Annotated in this window: 10 protein-coding genes; 3 read left to right on the forward strand and 7 right to left on the reverse strand. The window is 70.0% G+C overall.

Features of this window, described 5'->3' with window-relative positions; translation table 11 throughout:
- Positions 1 to 97 precede the first annotated feature (97 nt).
- Positions 98 to 1,531 carry a diaminopimelate decarboxylase gene (locus tag QFZ58_RS04875; protein ID WP_307123651.1) on the forward strand — a complete coding sequence of 478 codons (1,434 nt, stop codon included), beginning with the start codon at positions 98 to 100 and terminating at the stop codon, positions 1,529 to 1,531.
- A 558-nt stretch (positions 1,532 to 2,089) separates the two neighbouring features.
- Here the strand turns inward: QFZ58_RS04875 and QFZ58_RS04880 are convergent.
- Together QFZ58_RS04880 and panD are read right to left on the reverse strand one after the other, a co-directional pair.
- Positions 2,090 to 2,446 carry a GNAT family N-acetyltransferase gene (locus QFZ58_RS04880; protein ID WP_307123652.1) on the reverse strand — a complete coding sequence of 119 codons (357 nt, stop codon included), beginning with the start codon at positions 2,444 to 2,446 and terminating at the stop codon, positions 2,090 to 2,092.
- Between the two features lie 43 nt (positions 2,447 to 2,489).
- Positions 2,490 to 2,915 (reverse strand): aspartate 1-decarboxylase, encoded by a 426-nt coding sequence (panD, locus tag QFZ58_RS04885; protein WP_307123653.1) that lies wholly within the window; start codon positions 2,913 to 2,915, stop codon positions 2,490 to 2,492.
- A gap of 945 nt (positions 2,916 to 3,860) precedes the next feature.
- Here panD and QFZ58_RS04890 point away from each other — a divergent pair.
- On the forward strand, positions 3,861 to 5,042 hold the full coding sequence (locus QFZ58_RS04890; protein ID WP_307123654.1) for a N(5)-(carboxyethyl)ornithine synthase: 1,182 nt from the start codon (positions 3,861 to 3,863) through the stop codon (positions 5,040 to 5,042).
- Between the two features lie 386 nt (positions 5,043 to 5,428).
- On the opposite strand, the gene recA is transcribed toward QFZ58_RS04890, so the two are convergent.
- From recA to QFZ58_RS04915, 5 genes are all read right to left on the reverse strand, one after another.
- Positions 5,429 to 6,469 (reverse strand): recombinase RecA, encoded by a 1,041-nt coding sequence (gene recA, locus QFZ58_RS04895; RefSeq protein WP_307123655.1) that lies wholly within the window; start codon positions 6,467 to 6,469, stop codon positions 5,429 to 5,431.
- Between the two features lie 309 nt (positions 6,470 to 6,778).
- On the reverse strand, positions 6,779 to 6,997 hold the full coding sequence (locus QFZ58_RS04900; protein WP_307123656.1) for a hypothetical protein: 219 nt from the start codon (positions 6,995 to 6,997) through the stop codon (positions 6,779 to 6,781).
- Positions 6,998 to 7,292: 295 nt separating this feature from the next.
- The gene (locus QFZ58_RS04905) at positions 7,293 to 9,725 is read right to left on the reverse strand and encodes a SpoIIE family protein phosphatase (protein ID WP_307123657.1); all 2,433 of its coding nucleotides are present in this window, start codon (positions 9,723 to 9,725) and stop codon (positions 7,293 to 7,295) included.
- On the reverse strand, positions 9,722 to 14,044 hold the full coding sequence (locus QFZ58_RS04910) for a HAMP domain-containing protein (protein WP_307123658.1): 4,323 nt from the start codon (positions 14,042 to 14,044) through the stop codon (positions 9,722 to 9,724). The genes QFZ58_RS04905 and QFZ58_RS04910 overlap by 4 nt, the downstream gene beginning before the upstream one ends.
- A 504-nt stretch (positions 14,045 to 14,548) precedes the next feature.
- On the reverse strand, positions 14,549 to 16,675 hold the full coding sequence (locus QFZ58_RS04915; protein WP_307123659.1) for a cellulose binding domain-containing protein: 2,127 nt from the start codon (positions 16,673 to 16,675) through the stop codon (positions 14,549 to 14,551).
- Positions 16,676 to 17,390: 715 nt separating this feature from the next.
- On the opposite strand from QFZ58_RS04915, the gene QFZ58_RS04920 reads away from it, so the two are divergent.
- Positions 17,391 to 18,074: a lytic polysaccharide monooxygenase gene (locus QFZ58_RS04920; RefSeq protein ID WP_307123660.1), complete on the forward strand. Its 684-nt coding sequence runs from the start codon at positions 17,391 to 17,393 to the stop codon at positions 18,072 to 18,074.
- The last annotated feature ends 17 nt before the right edge of the window (positions 18,075 to 18,091 follow it).

Below are 18,091 nucleotides of genomic sequence, written 5' to 3' on the forward strand. Positions count from 1 at the left end.
ACGTTCATCCGGGGGTTGTACGTCCGGCCACGGTTTGGCGCCAGTCTTGTCCTTCGCGACAAAGACCCGGGGGGTTCCCATCAACGACTCTCGCCGTATGACATCGACGAATTCCGGGGTCACCGCGCCTTCCGGGACGACCGCGAATTCCGTAAGCACCGCGCCTTCCGGGACCACCGCGACGGGCTCCCCGTGTGCTCCGCGCACAGCACGGTTCGACGGGGCGGTCCGCAGGGCCGTGGCCGACGGGCTGCTCGGTGAGCAGCAGCCCGTGGCCGGCTTCCTCGACGTGGACGGCGTGCGGGACTCCGTCACCGCGCTGATGGACGCCTTCGCCGCGGTGCCGGGCACGCCCGTCCTCCACACCTTCGCGGCGAAGGCCGCCTCCCTCGTTCCGGTGCTGCGACTGCTCGCCGACTGCGGCATGGGCTGCGAGGTGGCGAGCCCCGGCGAGCTGCGCCTCGCCGTCGAGGCCGGGTTCGCGCCGGAACGGATCGTCCTGGACTCCCCGGCCAAGACCCGTGAGGAACTGCGGCTGGCGCTGGCGCTCGGTGTGGCGGTGAACGCCGACAGTCCGGGCGAGCTCAGGCGCATCGAGGAGCTGCGCTCCCCCGGCTCGTCGTCCGTACTCGGGCTACGGGTCAACCCGCAGGTGGGAGGGGGTTCCATCGGGGCGATGAGCACCGCGACGGCCACATCCAAGTTCGGTGTGGCCCTGCGGGATCCGGGCGCCCGCGAGCAGGTCGTACGGGCATTCGCGGAGCGTTCCTGGCTGACCAGGCTCCACGCGCATGTCGGATCCCAGGGATGCCCGCTGGAGCTCATCGCGGAGGGAATCGCCGAGACGTACAGGCTGGCCGAGGAGATCAACGAGTCGGTGGGGGCCCGGCGGATCACCGGTATCGACATCGGCGGCGGACTGCCGGTCAACTTCGCCGGCGACGAGGTCCGCCCCGCCTTCACGGACTACGTGGCCGCGCTCCGGGCAGCGGCTCCCGGACTCTTCGACGGCCGCTACGACCTGGTCACCGAGTTCGGCAGATCGCTGCTGGCCAAGAACGGGTTCATCGGGGCACGCGTGGAGTACACCAAGGAAGCGGGCGGTCGCCGCATCGCGCTCACCCACGCCGGGGCCCAGATCGCCACCCGTACGGTCCTCATGCCCGACGCCTGGCCGCTGCGGGTCGGGGTCTTCGACGCGGACGGCTCCCCCGGGGAGCGCCCGCCGATGGTCCAGGACATCGCCGGGCCCTGCTGTTTCGCCGGGGACGTGGTGGCTCACGGCCGGGAGCTGCCCGAACTCCGGGAGGGCGACTACGTCGTCCTGTACGACACGGGCGCGTACTACTTCTCCACCCCCTGGGCCTACAACAGCCTCCCGAGGCCCGCCGTGTACGGCTTCTCCGGCGGGCCGGACGGAGCGGCACTGCGCTTCGCCCCGGTCCGTGACGCGCAGTCGCTGGACTCGGTGGCGCTGGAGAGCGGGCTGGAGCACGCCGACGCGCTGACGGGCCTGGGCGGCCGCCGGTAGCCCCGGCGGCCGGCCCGCGCCCTGATGACCGGCCCGCGCCGTGAGCGCGGGCCGCCCGCACCCTGACGGCCGTCGACCGGGCTGAGGGGCGCCGGGCGCGTCCGGTTCCGGCCGCCTGACAGGACGCGGTCGGCCTAGCCCGCCGGCTGCGGCGAGGGTTCGGGCTCCGGTACGGGTTCCGGGCTGGGACTCGGCGGCTGAGGAATGGGATCCGGCGCCGGTCCGGGTGGCACGGGCTGCGGCGGGCCGGGCGGCGGGGACGGCACCGGCGCCGGCTCCGGCGCGGGCGGCGCGGGCACCGGCGACGGTGGCCCGGGAACGGGCGGGGCCGGCGCGGGCGGTACGGGATCAGGAATCGGATGGGTCATCTCGGGCCTCCTACAGCGAGCAGGTGTACGAGCGGATCGAGATGGATCACATCTCCACCGTCTCCCGATGCGGCTGCCCCCGCCTGCCGAGTCCACACACACGTCTCCGCCGGACGAGGCCCCTGTCCCGAGCGGCTTCCGGGCCGCGCGGCATCCGGCCGGACCCGGGCGGCTCACGTCCTCCGCCGGCTCAGAGCAGCTCGGGATGCGACTCGAGCTGCCTCCGCGCCCCCTGCGTGAGCTCCTCGGGTGCCTCGGGTGCCAGCTCGGGGTGACGGCCGGCCCACTTCGCGACGTACGGGCAGAGCGGGACGACCGGCACCCCCTCGCGAGCCGCCATGGCGTAGAACTCGCGGGCCAGGGCGCCCGCGATGCCCTTCCCCTCGTACGCCGGCTTCACGACGGTGTGTACGGCCACCAGGGCGCCCGGTTCCGGGTACATCACGAAGTACGCGATGGTTCCGGCGACCGTACCGTCCTCGTACGCCACCAGCTTGCCGTGTTCCCGGTCGTCGCGGATTGCGAGCGACGTGTTCTCTGCTGCCATGGGGTGCTCCCTGCGGTGGACGCGGATCGGGAAGGGGTACGGGTCAGCCCTGCGCGGGTACCGCGTGCGGGCTGCGCTCCGTACGCGTTCCCGGAACGGGCGCCGACGCATCGGCGCCCAGGGCGACGATGCGGTTGTCCGCGTCGACGTGCACGACGCTCGGCCTGAGCGTGCGGGCCTCGGCGTCGTCGACCTGGGCGTAGCTGATGAGGATGACCAGGTCGCCGGGGTGGACCAGGTGGGCCGCGGCCCCGTTGATCCCGATGACGCCGGAACCCCGCTCCCCCTCGATGACGTACGTCTCGAGCCTGGCGCCGTTGTCGATATCCACGATGTGGACGAGCTCACCGGGCAGCAGGTCGGCCGCGTCCATCAGATCGGCGTCGACCGTCACGGAACCGACGTAATGCAGGTCAGCCTGGGTGACGGTGGCGCGGTGGATCTTGGACTTGAACATCGTACGCATCATCGGGGTACTCCTCGGATAGGCTCCCTGCCTGCGTTTTTGCAGGTCAAGGGCTGTTTCGACACCATACAACGAGTCGCACGCCCGGGCAGCTCTCCCCAGGCTTTTCAGGACTCATGCTGACCACTTGCTGACTTTTCCGACGTCTCGTCAGGCGCCCGGGGGAGGGCTTCACCTCCTCTCGCGGGCCCGGCCGTGGCGACGACCCAAGCCTACGCAGCACCCCCCGAAGGGCGTCCGTGATCACCGTCACGCGGACGGTCCGGACGGTAGTCAGGAGCGAAGGTGCTCGACCGGAAGCCGGGCCACGCACCGCCATGGGGCAGCCGGCCCAGGCCCCTCGTATCCCACCGCACGGGAGGGGGCACCCACAGTTCCATGAAACAGAGTGGCCGAAGAAGCGCGGCAACATCGCGCCGGATCGCCGGTCGGCCGAACCAGAACGTTCTGGAGCAGCGCGCTCGGCGCAGTGCTGCTCGTCCACGCCGGAGCACACGGCACGGTCGCCGACCTCGACCTCGACCTCGCCGGAGCGATGACCATCCATGACGGCCCCGAGCCCGGCCGGCTCAGCCGAACGGGTCGGCGACGACGTGCGCGGTCCCCGCGCGACGGTGGCCGGGGCGCCCGCGGTCCACGCCGGACAGCGTGAGCGCGGACAGGGCGTGGAGAAGCGGTCGGATCCGCCGCTACCTGCGACAGAGGGGCATCCGGCATGTCATGGAGAAGAGCGACCGGACCGGAGACCGCACCATCTCGATCCGCTGCATGACTGGTTCCCGCGAGCGCTGGACCGAGGCCTTGGCCACCTACGACCACCCGCAGTTCGGCTTGCCTGTTGCAGGCGATCGGGCGGGTGCCCATCAGGGCGCCCGGCCCGGAGAAACACCGCCGACCAAGTCCCCGCGCTCCGACATGTGTTAGACAGGTAGTGACCTGAGGGGTATTTTGCAGCAGCTCAAGCTCGGCATCATGTCGCAGACCCGCAAAGAGAACGAACACCGACTGCCGATCCACCCAGCGCACTTCGAGCGCATCGACGTCGGCCTTCAGTCCAGCATCTACCTGCAGACCGGTTACGGAGAGCACTTCGGTGCTTCGGACGCTCAGCTTGCACCGCATGTCGCCGGTTTCCGCTCACGCGAGGAGCTGATCGCGGAGTGCGACGTCATCCTCCTGGCCAAACCGTTGCACGAGGATCTGGCGGAGCTGCGGGAGGGGCAGGTGCTGTGGGGATGGCCGCACTGTGTGCAGGACGAGAAGGTCACGCAGGCCGCCATCGACCGCAGGCTCACGGTGATCGCCTTCGAGGCGATGAACCACTGGACCCGGGCAGGTGGATTCAGCCTCCACGTTTTCCACAAGAACAACGAGCTGGCCGGCTACTCGTCGGTGCTGCATGCCATGTCGCTGACCGGGACGACCGGTGACTACGGGCGCCGGCGACGAGCGGTGGTGATCGGCTTCGGCGCCGCCGCCCGCGGCGCGGTGACCGCGCTCAGCGCGCTGGGGATTCACGACGTGGACGTGCTGACTGCCCGCGGCACCGCCGCCGTCAGCTCACCGATCCACTCGGCACGGATCGTGCACTTCGACCACGACGTGGCCGACGACACCCTCGACCCCCGACGCAGCATCGCGCTCACCGAGGACGGCCCGGAGCCGCTGGCCGAGTTCCTGGCCGGGCACGACATCATCGTCAACTGCGTGCTCCAGGACACCGCGGCGCCGCTGATGTTCCTCATAGAGGAGGACCTGCCGAAGCTCGCGCCCGGCACCCTCGTCATCGACGTCTCCTGCGACGAGGACATGGGTTTCACCTGGGCTCGGCCCACCACCTTCAACGAGCCGATGTTCACCGTCGGCGACCACGTCCACTACTACGCCGTGGACCACAGCCCTTCCTACCTGTGGGACGCGGCCACCTGGGAGAACAGTGAGGCGCTGATCCCGTTCCTGCGCCCGGTCCTCGAAGGACCGGCCGGCTGGGACGGTGACCTCACGATTCGCCGAGCGATCGAGATCCGCGGCGGCACGGTCCTGAACCCCGCCGTCCTGGCCTTCCAGCACCGTGCCGGACAGTACCCGCACGCAATGCTCCGAAGCGACGCCACCCGGTCGACGGTGTAACCACACCGGGTGCGCCGTCGAACGGACGACCCGGCCCTCCGACAGCCATGGCTCGTACGTCGCTCGCTTCCCGGACCTCGCGTCGCCCCTGAAGGACAAGATCGCCAGACGAAACAGCGTGTCTGCGGAATGAGGCATTCGGGAACAGCTCGGGTCCCTCCCGTCGCGATCGCCGGGAGGACTCACTTCGCCGCTGGGGGCGTCTCGCCATCGCCGCTGGACGTTGGCCTATGGTCTCGTGCTCGCCCAGAGCACCTCCATCCCAGCGCTACCGCACCCCCCTGGGGCCGCCGGAGGGCGCGATCGAACCCCGGCCGTCGTAACCGGACAGCCGGAACGCTGCCCATGTCTGTCAGGCGGCGCTCCTCGCCCAGGTCCGGGCGGCATCAGACCGGAACGGTGCCGGTGTCCTCGGCGACAGCGTCCTTCGCCGATGCCCCGATTCCGAGCTTCTCGAGGATCTTCTTCTCGATCTCGTCGGCGAGGTCGGGATTGTCCTTGAGGAAGTTGCGGGCGTTCTCCTTGCCCTGACCGAGCTGGTCACCCTCGTAGGTGTACCAGGCACCGGCCTTGCGGACGAAGCCGTGCTCCACACCCATGTCGATCAGGCCGCCCTCACGGCTGATGCCCTGGCCGTAGAGGATGTCGAACTCGGCCTGCTTGAACGGCGGCGCGACCTTGTTCTTGACGACCTTGACGCGGGTGCGGTTACCGACGGCGTCGGTGCCGTCCTTGAGCGTCTCGATCCGCCGGATGTCCAGCCGGACCGAGGCGTAGAACTTCAGCGCCCGGCCACCCGTCGTGGTCTCCGGCGAACCGAACATCACGCCGATCTTCTCGCGGAGCTGGTTGATGAAGATCGCCGTCGTCCTGGTCTGGCCGAGCGCACCAGTGATCTTGCGGAGCGCCTGGCTCATCAGGCGGGCCTGCAGACCCATGTGGGAGTCGCCCATCTCGCCCTCGATCTCGGCGCGTGGGACCAGGGCCGCGACGGAGTCGATCACGATCAAGTCGATCGCGCCGGAGCGGATCAGGATGTCGACGATCTCCAGTGCCTGTTCACCGTTGTCCGGCTGGGACAGGATGAGGTTGTCGGTGTCGACGCCGAGCTTCTTCGCGTACTCCGGGTCCAGAGCGTGCTCCGCGTCGATGAACGCCACCGAGCCACCGAGCTTCTGCGCGTTCGCCACGGCGTGCAGCGTCAGCGTCGTCTTGCCGGAGGACTCCGGCCCGTACACCTCCACCACGCGGCCGCGCGGCAGACCGCCGACGCCGAGCGCGACGTCGAGCGCGGTCGATCCGGTGGGGATCACCTCGATCGGCTCGTTCGGCCGCTCACCGAGGCGCATCACCGCGCCCTTGCCGAACTTCCGCTCGATCTGTGCGAGCGCGGTGTCCAGCGCCTTCTCGTGATCGGTTCCTGCCATGAGCTTCACCCGGTCCGATTGAGTGGCACGCCGCACGTCGGAGAACGTGAGCGTCTAATGCCGACAACGGACGTGTCGGAGATCCCAAAAAACGAACATCCGATCGAATTTCGTGTCCAGTGAAAGGTACCAAACCCAGGAGAGCGGGACCGGTCGCTCACCGGCCGCTCCACACCTTGCTGCGGGACGAAGACCGCACCGTCCGCTTCCCTCTTCGGCGGGCGGACCGGTGGTAACGGCTCGGTCCGCGCCCACTGAGCATCGGCCAACGGCACACCCCCGGCCGACGACCGAATGATCCGGAACTGCCTATTGCTCCAGGAGGCACAGACCGGTCAGTGGGTACGGCAGAAGCGCGACGTCGCGGGACTCCTGCCCGGCGGCAGGTCCGTCGGGCAGTGGAACGGCACGGATGTGGCCGTCGAGGGCGGAGGTATAGGCAGTGCCCGCCTCTCCGTCGACGGAGAGGCCGGTCGCCTCCTCGAGCCCGGCGGCGAGGCCTTTTCGGCACCGTCGGGCCTCCCGCACGGGTGTATCAAATCCGTCCGATGCGCGGCCGACTCGCCGTCGTTTCGTGGGGCTGCGGTCCCTTGGAACGGACAGCGAAGACGCCCAGAGGTACAGGTCCATCTTCAAGGGGGCGTGCACAAAGGGAGGAACACCGACTAGGCACGCCACTCCCTCTCGAGGACAGCGTCGCGGTCTGCGGTAAGCGGAACCTCGCAACACAGGCAGACGGTCGGATCGTCAGAGACGACTTCGGACCGCTACCTGTTCCGTCGACCGGGCGAGCCGTGGGTGGCCGGCCGCTCGGGCGCGCTTCTCATCCCACCCTGACGCCGATGATGCACGTGTCGTCGTCCGTGTCCGACTCGCTGTGGGTGAGCAGCCGGTCGAGTCTCCGTTCCAGTGACGGTGCCGGCGCCTTCGCGGTGGCGAGGAGCTGGGACAAGGAGTCCTCGACGCTCGTGTCCCTGCGTTCGATGAGCCCGTCGGTGTACATCAGAAGAGTGTCGGAGACCTCCAGCCGGATCTCCTCCTCCTGGTATTCGGCCTCCGCGAGCGCACCGAGCAGCAGTCCCTGCAGCAGCGGCAGCTTGATCGCCTCCTCGCCCCGCACGAGCACGGGGGGCAGATGGCCCGCCCTGGCCCAGCGCAGGATCCGGGTCTCGGGGTCGAACAGACCGCAGACCGCGGTGGCGGTCACCTGCTCGGTGAGGTGGTGGGCCACGATGTTCAGCCAGGTCAGGAGCTGCCCCGGGCCCGCCCCCGTGATGGCCAGACCGCGCATGGCGTTCCGCAGGACGACCATCCCCGTCGCGGCCTTTATGCCGTGGCCGGCGATGTCACCGACGCACAGAAGTATCTTCTTGGACGGCAGGACGACGGCGTCGTACCAGTCGCCCCCGACCTCGGACTCCGACTCAGCCGGCCGATAGCGGACGGCGACTTCGAGGCCGGGCGCGTCGAGCGGCGCCTGGGTCGGCGGCATGATGGCGTGCTGGAGCTGCAGCGCCAGTCGATTGCGTTCCGCCGATTCCTGTTCCGAATAGGCGAGTTGGTCACGGGTCGCTGCCAACGCCACCTCGGTCCAGTGCTGCGAGGAGATGTCCTGGTAGGCCCCTCGGACCGCGAGCAGACGCTCGTCCGCGTCGAGCACCGGTTCGGCGATCACCCGGATATGGCGAGTCACCCCGTCGGGCCGCACCAGACGGAAGGCGGTGGAGGCGGGCTTGCGGTGGTAGAGCACCGCGCGCAGGAACCGGCCGATGGCCACGGCGTCGTCGGGGTGCGCGTGGTCTGCCAGATCCTGGAGGGAGACCGGGGTGTCGGTGACGGAACGCCCGTACAGGGAGAAGAGCGGCCCGTTCCAGGTGATCCTGCCGGTGACGATGTTCTCCTCGAACCCGCCGATCCTGCCCAGACGCTGCGCGTGCTGGAGGAGGCTGGCGAGCCGGGCGGTCTCGTCCTCGATGCGCCAGATCAACAGCACGCTACCGCTGTGGCGGGTGATGCTGAGGTCGGCGACGGAGGACAGCGGTACGTCGTCGATGAGAGCGGTCAGTGTCATGCGCCGGGCCCGGAAGGGCTCCCCGGTGGCGTAGACGCGGGCGATCTTCTCGAAGAGTTCGCTGTCGCTTGCGGCCATGGGGTAGGCCTCCACCAGGAGGGCGCCGTCGATCGCGCCGCGAGAGCGCCCTGCCGGGTCCAGGAAGTGGCTGTTGACGTGGCGGATCCGGAAGTCGACGAGGTCGCCTTCGTCATCCAGGTGCGGTGTCAGGACGAGAGCCGGGTCGTACAGGCCTTCGCTCAGGTCCACGAGCTCGGCGATGCCGGCCGGTTCCCGGTTGTCCGGATGCGGCCCGTCGGCCGGCAGGTCTTCGAGGGTGTGGGCGCACAGCTCGGCCAGCGCCTCGATCTGGCGGACGACGGCCTGCGTGTGCTCGGGCAGGTGCTGGGGCCAGCAGATCTCCAGCACCCCGTGCATGCGGCCTCCGGTTCCGGCGGCGAGGGCGACACGGCCGCTCTGCGGGTTCTGCCGGTGGCCGATGGACGGGAGCCCCGCCTCGGCCAGGGAGGTGATCCGCACCGTCCGCAGGTCGGTGAGTACCTGGCGTGCCACGGTCGCCACACCGGGCGGCACGTAGCGCCAGCGCTCGGCCTCGCCGGCAGTGAAACCGGCGTGGCCGCACAGGGTGAGCGAGGCGTCGGGTCCCGCTGACCAGATGGCCACCGCCGTGGCGCCCAGGGGCTCGAGCGCGTGCTGCAGCAGGGACTCGGCGACGGCCTGGGTATCGCTCGCGGCGAGTGCGGCGCACTCGGCGGTGCGCAGGCGCACGGCGACGGAGCTGCCGCTGTTGTGCGCTTCCTCGCTCTCGGGGCTGCCGCTGACCTGCCGGACGAAGTCCTCCGCGACCTGCGCCACGTGGTCGCGCGCGGCCTCGTTGATGATGTCGGCGGCGAGTTCGAGCGGGGACAGCCCGGCCTGGTCGGCCAGCTCGCCGAGCTGCCGTGCGGCCTGGGCCGGACCGCATCCCAGCCGCTCGATCATGATGCCCTTGGCGAGCTCGATCAAGGCTCGCCCGTCCGCCTCGGCGTGCGCCGCGCTCACCTCGGCCCGCAGGCGCTTCACCGTGGCCACGAGGCGCCCCACGGTGGACACCGGGGTCCCGGGCTCGGGCGGCGCGACGACGCCGTCCCGCTCGCCGGGGCCCACCACGCCGGGTCCCTCACCGGCCGCTTCGTCCCTGGTCATGAAACCACCGGCGCTTCGTCGGACTGGGGGGTCAGCCACCGGCGTACGCAGGCGATGAGGTCGTTGGCGTCCAGCGGCTTGGTGACGTAGTCGCTGGCCCCGGCCGCCAGGCTCTTCTCCCGGTCCCCCGGCATGGCCTTCGCGGTGACACTGATGATCGGCAGGGAAACGTGCTCGGGCAGTTCCCGGATCTTCGTCGTCGCGGTGTAGCCGTCCATCTCCGGCATCATCACGTCCATCAGGATGAGGTCGATGCCGGGGTGCATGCGGAGAGCCTCGATTCCCTTGAGGCCGTTCTCCGCGTGCAGCACGTTGACGCCGTGCATCTCGAGGATTCCGCTGAGTGCGTAGAGGTTGCGCGCGTCGTCGTCGACCACCAGCACGGTGCGGCCGCGAAGGCTGTCGTCGATGGTCTCGGGGACCGGCGGGCTCGTCTCCTCGCCGCGCACGAGGGGGACGACGGCGCCGGGCCTCTCGGCCGACAGATGGAGGGCGATGCGTTCGCGGAGCTCGTCCAGGCTGGAGAGGAGCTCCAGCGGACGGACCCGGCCCCTGGCCTGGAGTTCCCGCTCCTGAGCGGCGTCCATGCGCCGGTTGTTGTGCGCGAGCACGGGAACGGTCTTGAGCGCGGGGTCGCCGTCCACCGCGTCCAGGAACCCCCTGGCGCCGTCGTCTGCCATGTCGAGTTCGAGAACGACGCAGTGGAACGGCGCCGCGGCCAGGGCGCTCGCGGCGTCCTGGGGACCGACTGCGGCGATCACCTCGATGTCCTCGCTGCCGTGGCTGCCCGTCAGTTCGGCCACCGCACTCTCGGCGACGAGGGACAGCAGGCCGCGCGGGCGCTCCTCTATCACCAGGAGCCGGCGCGGCTTGCGCGGTTCGGGCTCCGCGGGGCCGGCCTGCCGGCGGCTGTCGTGCGCCTCGTCGGCGGAGACCGGTACCGCCCCGGAGGTGAGTTCGGCCGGCGGACTGGCCTGGTCCTGGAAGTCGGCACGGGCGACCGGCAGGTACAGGGTGAAGGTACTGCCCTGACCGAGTGTGCTCCGGGCGGTGAGGGCGCCGCCGAGCAGGTGCGCGATTTCCCGGCTGATGGACAGCCCCAGCCCGGTGCCTCCGTACTTGCGGCTGGTCGTGCCGTCGGCCTGCTGGAACGCGCCGAAGATCGTTTCGAGCTGCTGCTCGGCGATGCCGATGCCCGTGTCCTTCACCTGGAAGGCGACGACCGCGCCTCCGCGGTGCACCGAGCTGGGGAGATCCCTGTCGGTCGCGGGCTCGATGCGCAGTTCCACGCTGCCGCGTTCGGTGAACTTCACCGCGTTGGAGATCAGATTCCGCAGGACCTGCCGGAGCCGTGAGTCGTCGGTGAGCAGGTCGACCGGCACGCCGGGGGCGGTCGTGATGGTGAACGCCAGGCTCTTCTGCGTGGTCATGGGCCGGAACGTGGCCTCGACGTAGTCCAGAAGCTGCCGCAGCGTGAAACGCTCCGGGTTGAGGTCCATCTTCCCGGCCTCGACCTTCGAGAGGTCGAGGATGTCGTTGATCAGCTGGAGCAGGTCGCTGCCCGCCGAGTGGATGATCCCTGCGTACTCGACCTGCTTGACCGTGAGGTTGCGGGTCGGGTTCTGGGCCAGCAACTGGGCCAGGATGAGGAGGCTGTTGAGCGGGGTACGCAGCTCGTGGCTCATGTTGGCCAGGAACTCGGACTTGTAGGTGGAGGCGAGCGACAGCTGCTGGGCCCTCTCCTCCAGCTCCTGGCGCGCCTGCTCGATCTCGAGGTTCTTCGCCTCGATGTCGCTGTTCTGGGCGGCCAGCAGCGCCGCCTTCTCCTCGAGTTCCGCGTTGGACCGCTGCAGCTCCTCCTGCTGGACCTGCAGTTCCTCGGAGCGCGACTGGAGCTCGCCGGTGAGCCGCTGCGACTCGCCGAGGAGTTCATCCGTACGCGCATTGGCGACGATGGTGTTGACGTTGACGCCCACCATCTCCATCAGCTGCTCGAGGAAGTCGCGGTGCACGGGCGTGAACGGGGTGAAGGAAGCCAGTTCGATCACGCCGAGCACCTGGTCGTCGACGACGATGGGCAGCACGATCAGGCTGCCGGCGGGCATCGGCCCGAGTCCCGAGGAGATGCTGATGTAGTCGCCGGGGACGCCGTCCGCGGCGATCGTACGGCGGCTGCGGGCGGCCTGGCCGACGAGGGACTCCCCCATCCGGAAGCGGTCGCTCCCCGCACTGCCGACGGGCCGGCCGTACGAGCCCACGATGCGCAGTTCGGTGCCCTCGGGAGTCTCCTCGGCGAGGTAGAAGGCGCCGTACTGGGCGGCGACGAGCGGGGTCAGCTCGTCCATGACCAGCTCACCGACGACGGCCAGGTCGCGGTGCCCCTGCATCAGTCCGGAGATGCGGGCCAGATTCGACTTCAGCCAGTCCTGTTCCTGGTTGGCCCGGGTCGTCTCGCGCAGGGAGCCGACCATGGAGTTGATGTTGTCCTTCAGCTCCGCGACCTCACCGGACGCGTCGACCGTGATGGACCGGGTCAGGTCACCCTCGGCCACGGCGCTGGCCACCTCGGCGATGGCCCGTACCTGGCGGGTGAGGTTGCCCGCGAGTTCGTTCACGTTCTCGGTGAGGCGCTTCCACGTGCCCGAGACGCCCTCGACCTCGGCTTGGCCACCCAGACGGCCCTCGCTGCCCACCTCGCGGGCGACTCGCGTCACCTCGGCTGCGAAGGAGGACAGCTGGTCGACCATCGTGTTGATGGTCGTCTTCAGTTCCAGGATCTCGCCGCGGGCGTCGACGTCGATCTTCTTCGAGAGGTCGCCGTTGGCGACCGCGGTGGTGACGAGGGCGATGTTACGGACCTGGCCGGTCAGGTTGTTCGCCATCGAGTTGACGTTGTCCGTGAGGTCCTTCCACGTGCCCGCCACGTTGGGGACCCGGGCCTGGCCACCCAGCCGTCCCTCGGTCCCGACCTCGCGTGCCACCCGGGTCACCTCGTCGGCGAACGCGGACAGGGTGTCCACCATGGTGTTGATGACCTCGGCGAGCGCCGCGATCTCGCCCTCGGCGTCCACGGTGATCTTCCGGGACAGGTCGCCCCGGGCGACGGCGGTGGCCACCTGGGCGATCGAGCGCACCTGTCCCGTCAGGTTGGACGCCATCACGTTGACGTTGTCGGTGAGGTCCTTCCAGGTGCCGGAGGCGCCCCGGACGGTCGCCTGCCCGCCCAGTTTGCCCTCCGTGCCCACCTCGCGTGCCACACGCGTCGCTTCGTCCGCGAAGGCGGAGAGCTGGTCGACCATCGTGTTGATGGTCTCCTTCAGCTCCAGGATCTCGCCGCGGGCCGTGACGCCGATCTTCTGCGACAGGTCGCCCTGGGCCACGGCGGTGGCCACCTGGGCGATGGACCGCACCTGCGCCGTGAGGTTGCCGGCCATGAAGTTGACCGAGTCGGTCAGGTCCCGCCAGGTACCGGAGACACCCTTCACATCCGCCTGACCACCGAGGATCCCCTCGGTGCCGACGTCCCGTGCCATGCGGGTCACCTCGTCGGCGAAGGACGAGAGCTGGTCGACCATCGTGTTGATGGTGTCTTTCAGTTCCAGGATCTCGCCGCGGGCGGTGACCGTGATCTTCTGCGACAGATCGCCCTGGGCCACGGCCGTCGTCACCTGGGCGATGTTGCGCACCTGCGACGTGAGGTTTCCGGCCATGGAATTGACGGAGTCGGTCAGGTCCCGCCAGGTACCGGAGACACCCTTCACATCCGCCTGGCCACCGAGATTGCCTTCCGTGCCCACCTCGCGGGCCACACGGGTCACCTCGTCCGCGAACGCGGAGAGCTGGTCGACCATCGTGTTGATGGTCTTCTTGAGTTCGAGGATCTCGCCACGGGCATCGACGTCGATCTTCTGCGAGAGGTCGCCCCTGGCCACCGCGGTGGCCACGTGAGCGATGTCGCGGACCTGCGTGGTGAGGTTGCCCGCCATGGCGTTGACGGAGTCCGTCAGGTCGGCCCACGTGCCCGAGACACCGGGCACCTTGGCCTGGCCGCCGAGCGTGCCCTCCGTCCCGACCTCCCGGGCCACTCGCGTCACCTCGGACGTGAACAGGGAGAGCTGATCGACCATGCCGTTGAACACGGTGGCGATCTCCCCGAGCAGTCCCTCGGAGCCGCTCGGCAGACGCGTACCGAAGTCTCCGTCGCGCACCGCCGTGAGCCCTGCGAGAAGCTGGCGCAGTTCCGGCTCGCCCACCTTCCCTGCCCCCCGGGTACGGGCGCGCTGCACCGGGCGCGTGTTCTCAGCTGTCGTATCCGCCATGGTCAATTCCTCAGTAGGCTCGCCCGGCACCCGCCGGAAAAGCGGCATGCCACCCCGAGGCCCCGTACGTGGCCCCTCCCCCTCCGACGTCCCCCACGCCGGCGATAAGTTGCCGCCAGGCAACTGTGTAGCAGGGTACCCGAGGCCGTCCTGATATGCCGCCCTCGTCGATCACCCCGCGGTGGTGGGCGACCTCGCGGCATCCGCCCCGGCCCCCGGCCCGGGCACCCGCGTCGGCCCCGCTGGATGTCGCGCTCGTGTGCGACATCCAGCGAGTCGGCCCCCTGAGCCCTGCTGCGTTCTCGTCGCCCTGGCCAGGATGTTCCGTCCCCTCGGGTGTTCGCCGTGACACACGCAGCCGGCTGTCGCCGGCGGGTACACCGGGAGGGTGGCGAGATGGGCCGAGCGGCATCCGGCCGGCCCGCCGCGCAGGCGCTGACCGCGTACGGGTGGGCCGCCCGGGAGCAGGCCTGCGCGCGGCCCCGGTCCCGGGCGGCCCGGACGTCAGCCGCTCGAGCAGACGCTGCCGTTGAGGCGGAAGACCGTCGGGTCCGGGCCCGGCCCGTCGTTGGCGCCGACGAATCCGAAGGAGGCTGACGAGCCGCCGTCCGGCGCCAGCGGCCCCGCACCTTCGGGGGCGGTCACCCGCACGTGTGAGCCGGTCTGGTGGAACGTCGCGCTCCAGCCGGAGGACACCGACTGCCCCGCGGTCGGCCAGTCCCAGTCCACGGTCCAGCCGGTGATCGGCGTGTCCGAGAGGTTGCGGACGGTCACCGTGGCCACGAAACCGTTGCCCCAGCTCGTGTCACGGTGGTACGCCACCGCGCAGGCGGCGTCCGACGGGGTGCCGGTGGTGAAGGTCAGCGGGGATGACGGGGTGGAGAGCCGTCCCGAGGCGTCGGCCGCCAGCACGTTGACCGTGTGGGTGCTGCCCGGGGGCAGGTTCCGCAAGGTCACGGATGTGCCGGTGCTCTCACCGACCAGGCGGGTGTGCGCGCCGTCGCGCTCCTGGACCAGGTAGCGGGTGGCACCCGCCGCTCCCTCCCAGGACAGGCGCGCAGTGGTGTCGGTCACCACGTCCAGCTTCGGGGTGCCCGGGGTTGCGGCGGCCGAGGACCCCGGCCCGGTGCCGGCCTGCGGTTCGAGGGTGACGGTGAGCAACGCGTACGGCGGCACGGTGACCTGGGACGCGGACGCCTCCCCTGCGGTGATCGCGGTGATGTCGCTGTCGCCCCGCGCGTAGCGGCTGACCTCGGGCGCAGTGGCGGACGGGGTGAAGCCCGAGTACCCGAGGTCCACGGTCTGCGCGGCGTCCGGGTTCTTGTTGACGAGCAGGACGCTCAGCCGCCCGTCACGACGGAGCACAGCGTGCGCCGAGACGTCTTGCGCGGAGGACGCGGCAGCGACCATTGTGTCGCCCGCGGAACCCAGTTCGCCGGTCATCTTCATGCCGTAGTAGGGATGGAACGGCGTGTTCGGCGCCGGCTCGCACACGTCACCGGTGCAAGCGCCGCTGGAGAGCATCCCCATGTCGCCGTAGTCGGTCTCGCCGTCGACGGTCGTGATGTCGCCCGCGCCGTTGTGGGTGTTCCACCAGTCGACGGTGAACACGCCGTTCTCCAGAGCCGTCATGAACGCGTCGGCCGCGAACAGCCCGTTGGGGCGGGCGGTGAGCCGGGCGCCACCGGTGTTGGTGTTGATCTCGGTGAGGGCGATGCCGATGTCCGGCGAGTCCGCGCCTGCGTACCGGTCGATCTGGCCGCGCACCTCCCGCAGTTCACCAGGCAGCCTGGCCAGTCTGGCCGAGGCGTCCGCGGCAGTGGTGTCGGATCCACCCGCGTACCAGTGGACGCTCACGAAGTCGATGACGTCGGCCACTTCGGGGAGCACGGTGTGGTTCCAGTCACCGGAATCGCCCTCGCCGACCACGCCGTCCGGCCACTCACCCGGAGTGGTGAGGACTGCGCCGATCTTGACGGTCGGATCGACGGCCTTCATGGCCGCCGCGTAGGCGCGCACCTGGCGGGCGTACTCCCGGGGACTCCTGTCCTCGTGGTCGTCGTGCTCCCAGCCGCTGCCGTAGTGGCCGTTGCCGTATATCTCGTTGCCGATCTCCCAGTACTTCGCGCCGTAGTCCTTGGTGACGTTCGCGTACCTGACCCAGCCGGCCGCCTCCTCGGGCGTGCCCGAGCCGTAGTTGGCGATCAGGATCGGTTGCGCCCCGGTGGCACGGACGGTGCCCATGAAGGCGTCGAAGCCGGTGCCCGGGGCGACATACCCCCCGGGTGCCGTGTGCGTCTCCCAGTGGTAGATGTCCGCGTACGAACCACCGGGGTAGCGCATCGCCCCGACGTCGGCCGCCTTCATCAGGTCGGCGACCTCGGGGTCGTTCATGTGCGAGTCCCATACAGCGGTATTGACCCCACGGGCGGTGTCGGAGAGCCGGCCCAGCGCCGCCTGGGCATTGATCCGGACATCGACGTCCGCGACATCGGCCGCCTGCGGCGCGGCGGGTGCGACGCCGGTCAGTGAGGACAGCAGGGCCAGCGCGGCTGCCAGAACGGCCGCGCCGCGCGCGAGGGGGCGAAAGCCGGCACCGGCCGGGCGGCCGGGTCTGTGCGGTGCTGGCATGGGGGTCCTCCCTGGGTGGTCCGGCGGCACGGGCCGGGCAGTGGATGCCGGACCGTACCGCCGAGCAGGCGAAGTGCCGCGGGCAGGCGAAGCCGCCACGGCAGCGGGACGTTCCGTGCCGGTGGCACGGAAGACGAAGCGTGAACGCGGTGCGGTCGTGCGCGTGTGGGACAGCGGCAGGATCCCGCCAATGGGAGCGCTCCCATAATGAGAGCGGTGTGACGCCCTGTCAACGCCCGGACGGCCGGGTGACGATCGGTCCGGCCGATGGGCCTGACGCCTTTCAGCACGATGCCCCCGGGGGAACGGTCGCGGGGGCGTCGGCGTCGCGACGGAGGCGTGCGCCTCGCGCGGCTGGGGCACATCCGGGAGTTGCCCCAGGAGGATGGCTCCTCGTCCACACGGCTCTCGCCTTTCCGCTCCTCGTCTCAGGGGTCCGGTCCGGCCGCCCGGGTGGAGACCCGCCGGCCACTCGGGATGCAGAACGGCGCAGGTGGCGTCTCCGATCCGCGCCGTCGGCGGCACAGCGGCACGGCGTCCCGCGGGGCGGGGCCCGTCCGGTGAGCGCATTGTTTTGCGCCACGCGGCGCGGAAGTGGCGTGTTCGAATGTTGCCGCTTCGTTTCGCAGCGCGGGAACCTGGGTGAGCGGGAGCGCTCCCACGCAGTCACACCCCCGCCGGGAAACCGGCATTCCCCCACCGAAAGCAGAGAATCATGGATTGTCAGGTACACGTAAGCCACCGTGCCACGCGCTTACGGCGCAGTCTGACGCTCGTGCTGAGCACCGTCGCCGCCGTCCTCCTCAGCCTGATCCCCTGGAGCAGCACCGCCGTGGCGCACGGATCGGTCATCGACCCGGCGTCGCGCAACTACGGTTGCTGGCAACGCTGGGGCAGCGACTTCCAGAACCCGGCCATGGCGCAGCAGGACCCCATGTGCTGGCAGGCCTGGCAGGCCGATCCCAACGCGATGTGGAACTGGAACGGCCTGTACCGCAACGGCTCCGCCGGCAACTTCCAGGCGGTCGTCCCGGACGGGCAGTTGTGCAGCGGCGGCCGGACGGAGGGCGGACGCTACAACGCGCTGGATGCCGTGGGCGCGTGGAAGACCACCAACATCAGCAACAACTTCACCGTCAAGCTGTACGACCAGGCCAGTCACGGCGCGGACTACTTCCGCGTCTACGTCTCACGGCAGGGCTTCGACCCCACGACCCAGGCTCTGCGCTGGAGCGACCTCCAGCAGGTCGCCGCCACCGGTAGGTACGGGCCGAGCCAGAACTACTCGATCCCCGTCAGCACGTCCGGCTACACCGGCCGCCATGTCGTCTACACGATCTGGCAGGCCTCGCACATGGACCAGACGTACTTCCTGTGCAGCGATGTGAACTTCGGCTGACCTCGCCGTCCCACGGG

This window comes from Streptomyces sp. B1I3, from assembly GCF_030816615.1.
GTDB lineage: Bacteria > Actinomycetota > Actinomycetes > Streptomycetales > Streptomycetaceae > Streptomyces.

Bases quoted from the DNA above. Each gene is read 5' to 3' on its own strand.
- QFZ58_RS04880 (WP_307123652.1), bottom strand. From the start codon at position 2,446: ATGGCAGCAGAGAACACGTCGCTCGCAATCCGCGACGACCGGGAACAC.
- QFZ58_RS04920 (WP_307123660.1), top strand. From the start codon at position 17,391: ATGGATTGTCAGGTACACGTAAGCCACCGTGCCACGCGCTTACGGCGC.
- QFZ58_RS04915 (WP_307123659.1), bottom strand. From the start codon at position 16,675: ATGCCAGCACCGCACAGACCCGGCCGCCCGGCCGGTGCCGGCTTTCGC.
- panD (WP_307123653.1), bottom strand. From the start codon at position 2,915: ATGATGCGTACGATGTTCAAGTCCAAGATCCACCGCGCCACCGTCACC.
- recA (WP_307123655.1), bottom strand. From the start codon at position 6,469: ATGGCAGGAACCGATCACGAGAAGGCGCTGGACACCGCGCTCGCACAG.
- QFZ58_RS04875 (WP_307123651.1), top strand. From the start codon at position 98: ATGACATCGACGAATTCCGGGGTCACCGCGCCTTCCGGGACGACCGCG.
- QFZ58_RS04905 (WP_307123657.1), bottom strand. From the start codon at position 9,725: ATGACCAGGGACGAAGCGGCCGGTGAGGGACCCGGCGTGGTGGGCCCC.
- QFZ58_RS04910 (WP_307123658.1), bottom strand. From the start codon at position 14,044: ATGGCGGATACGACAGCTGAGAACACGCGCCCGGTGCAGCGCGCCCGT.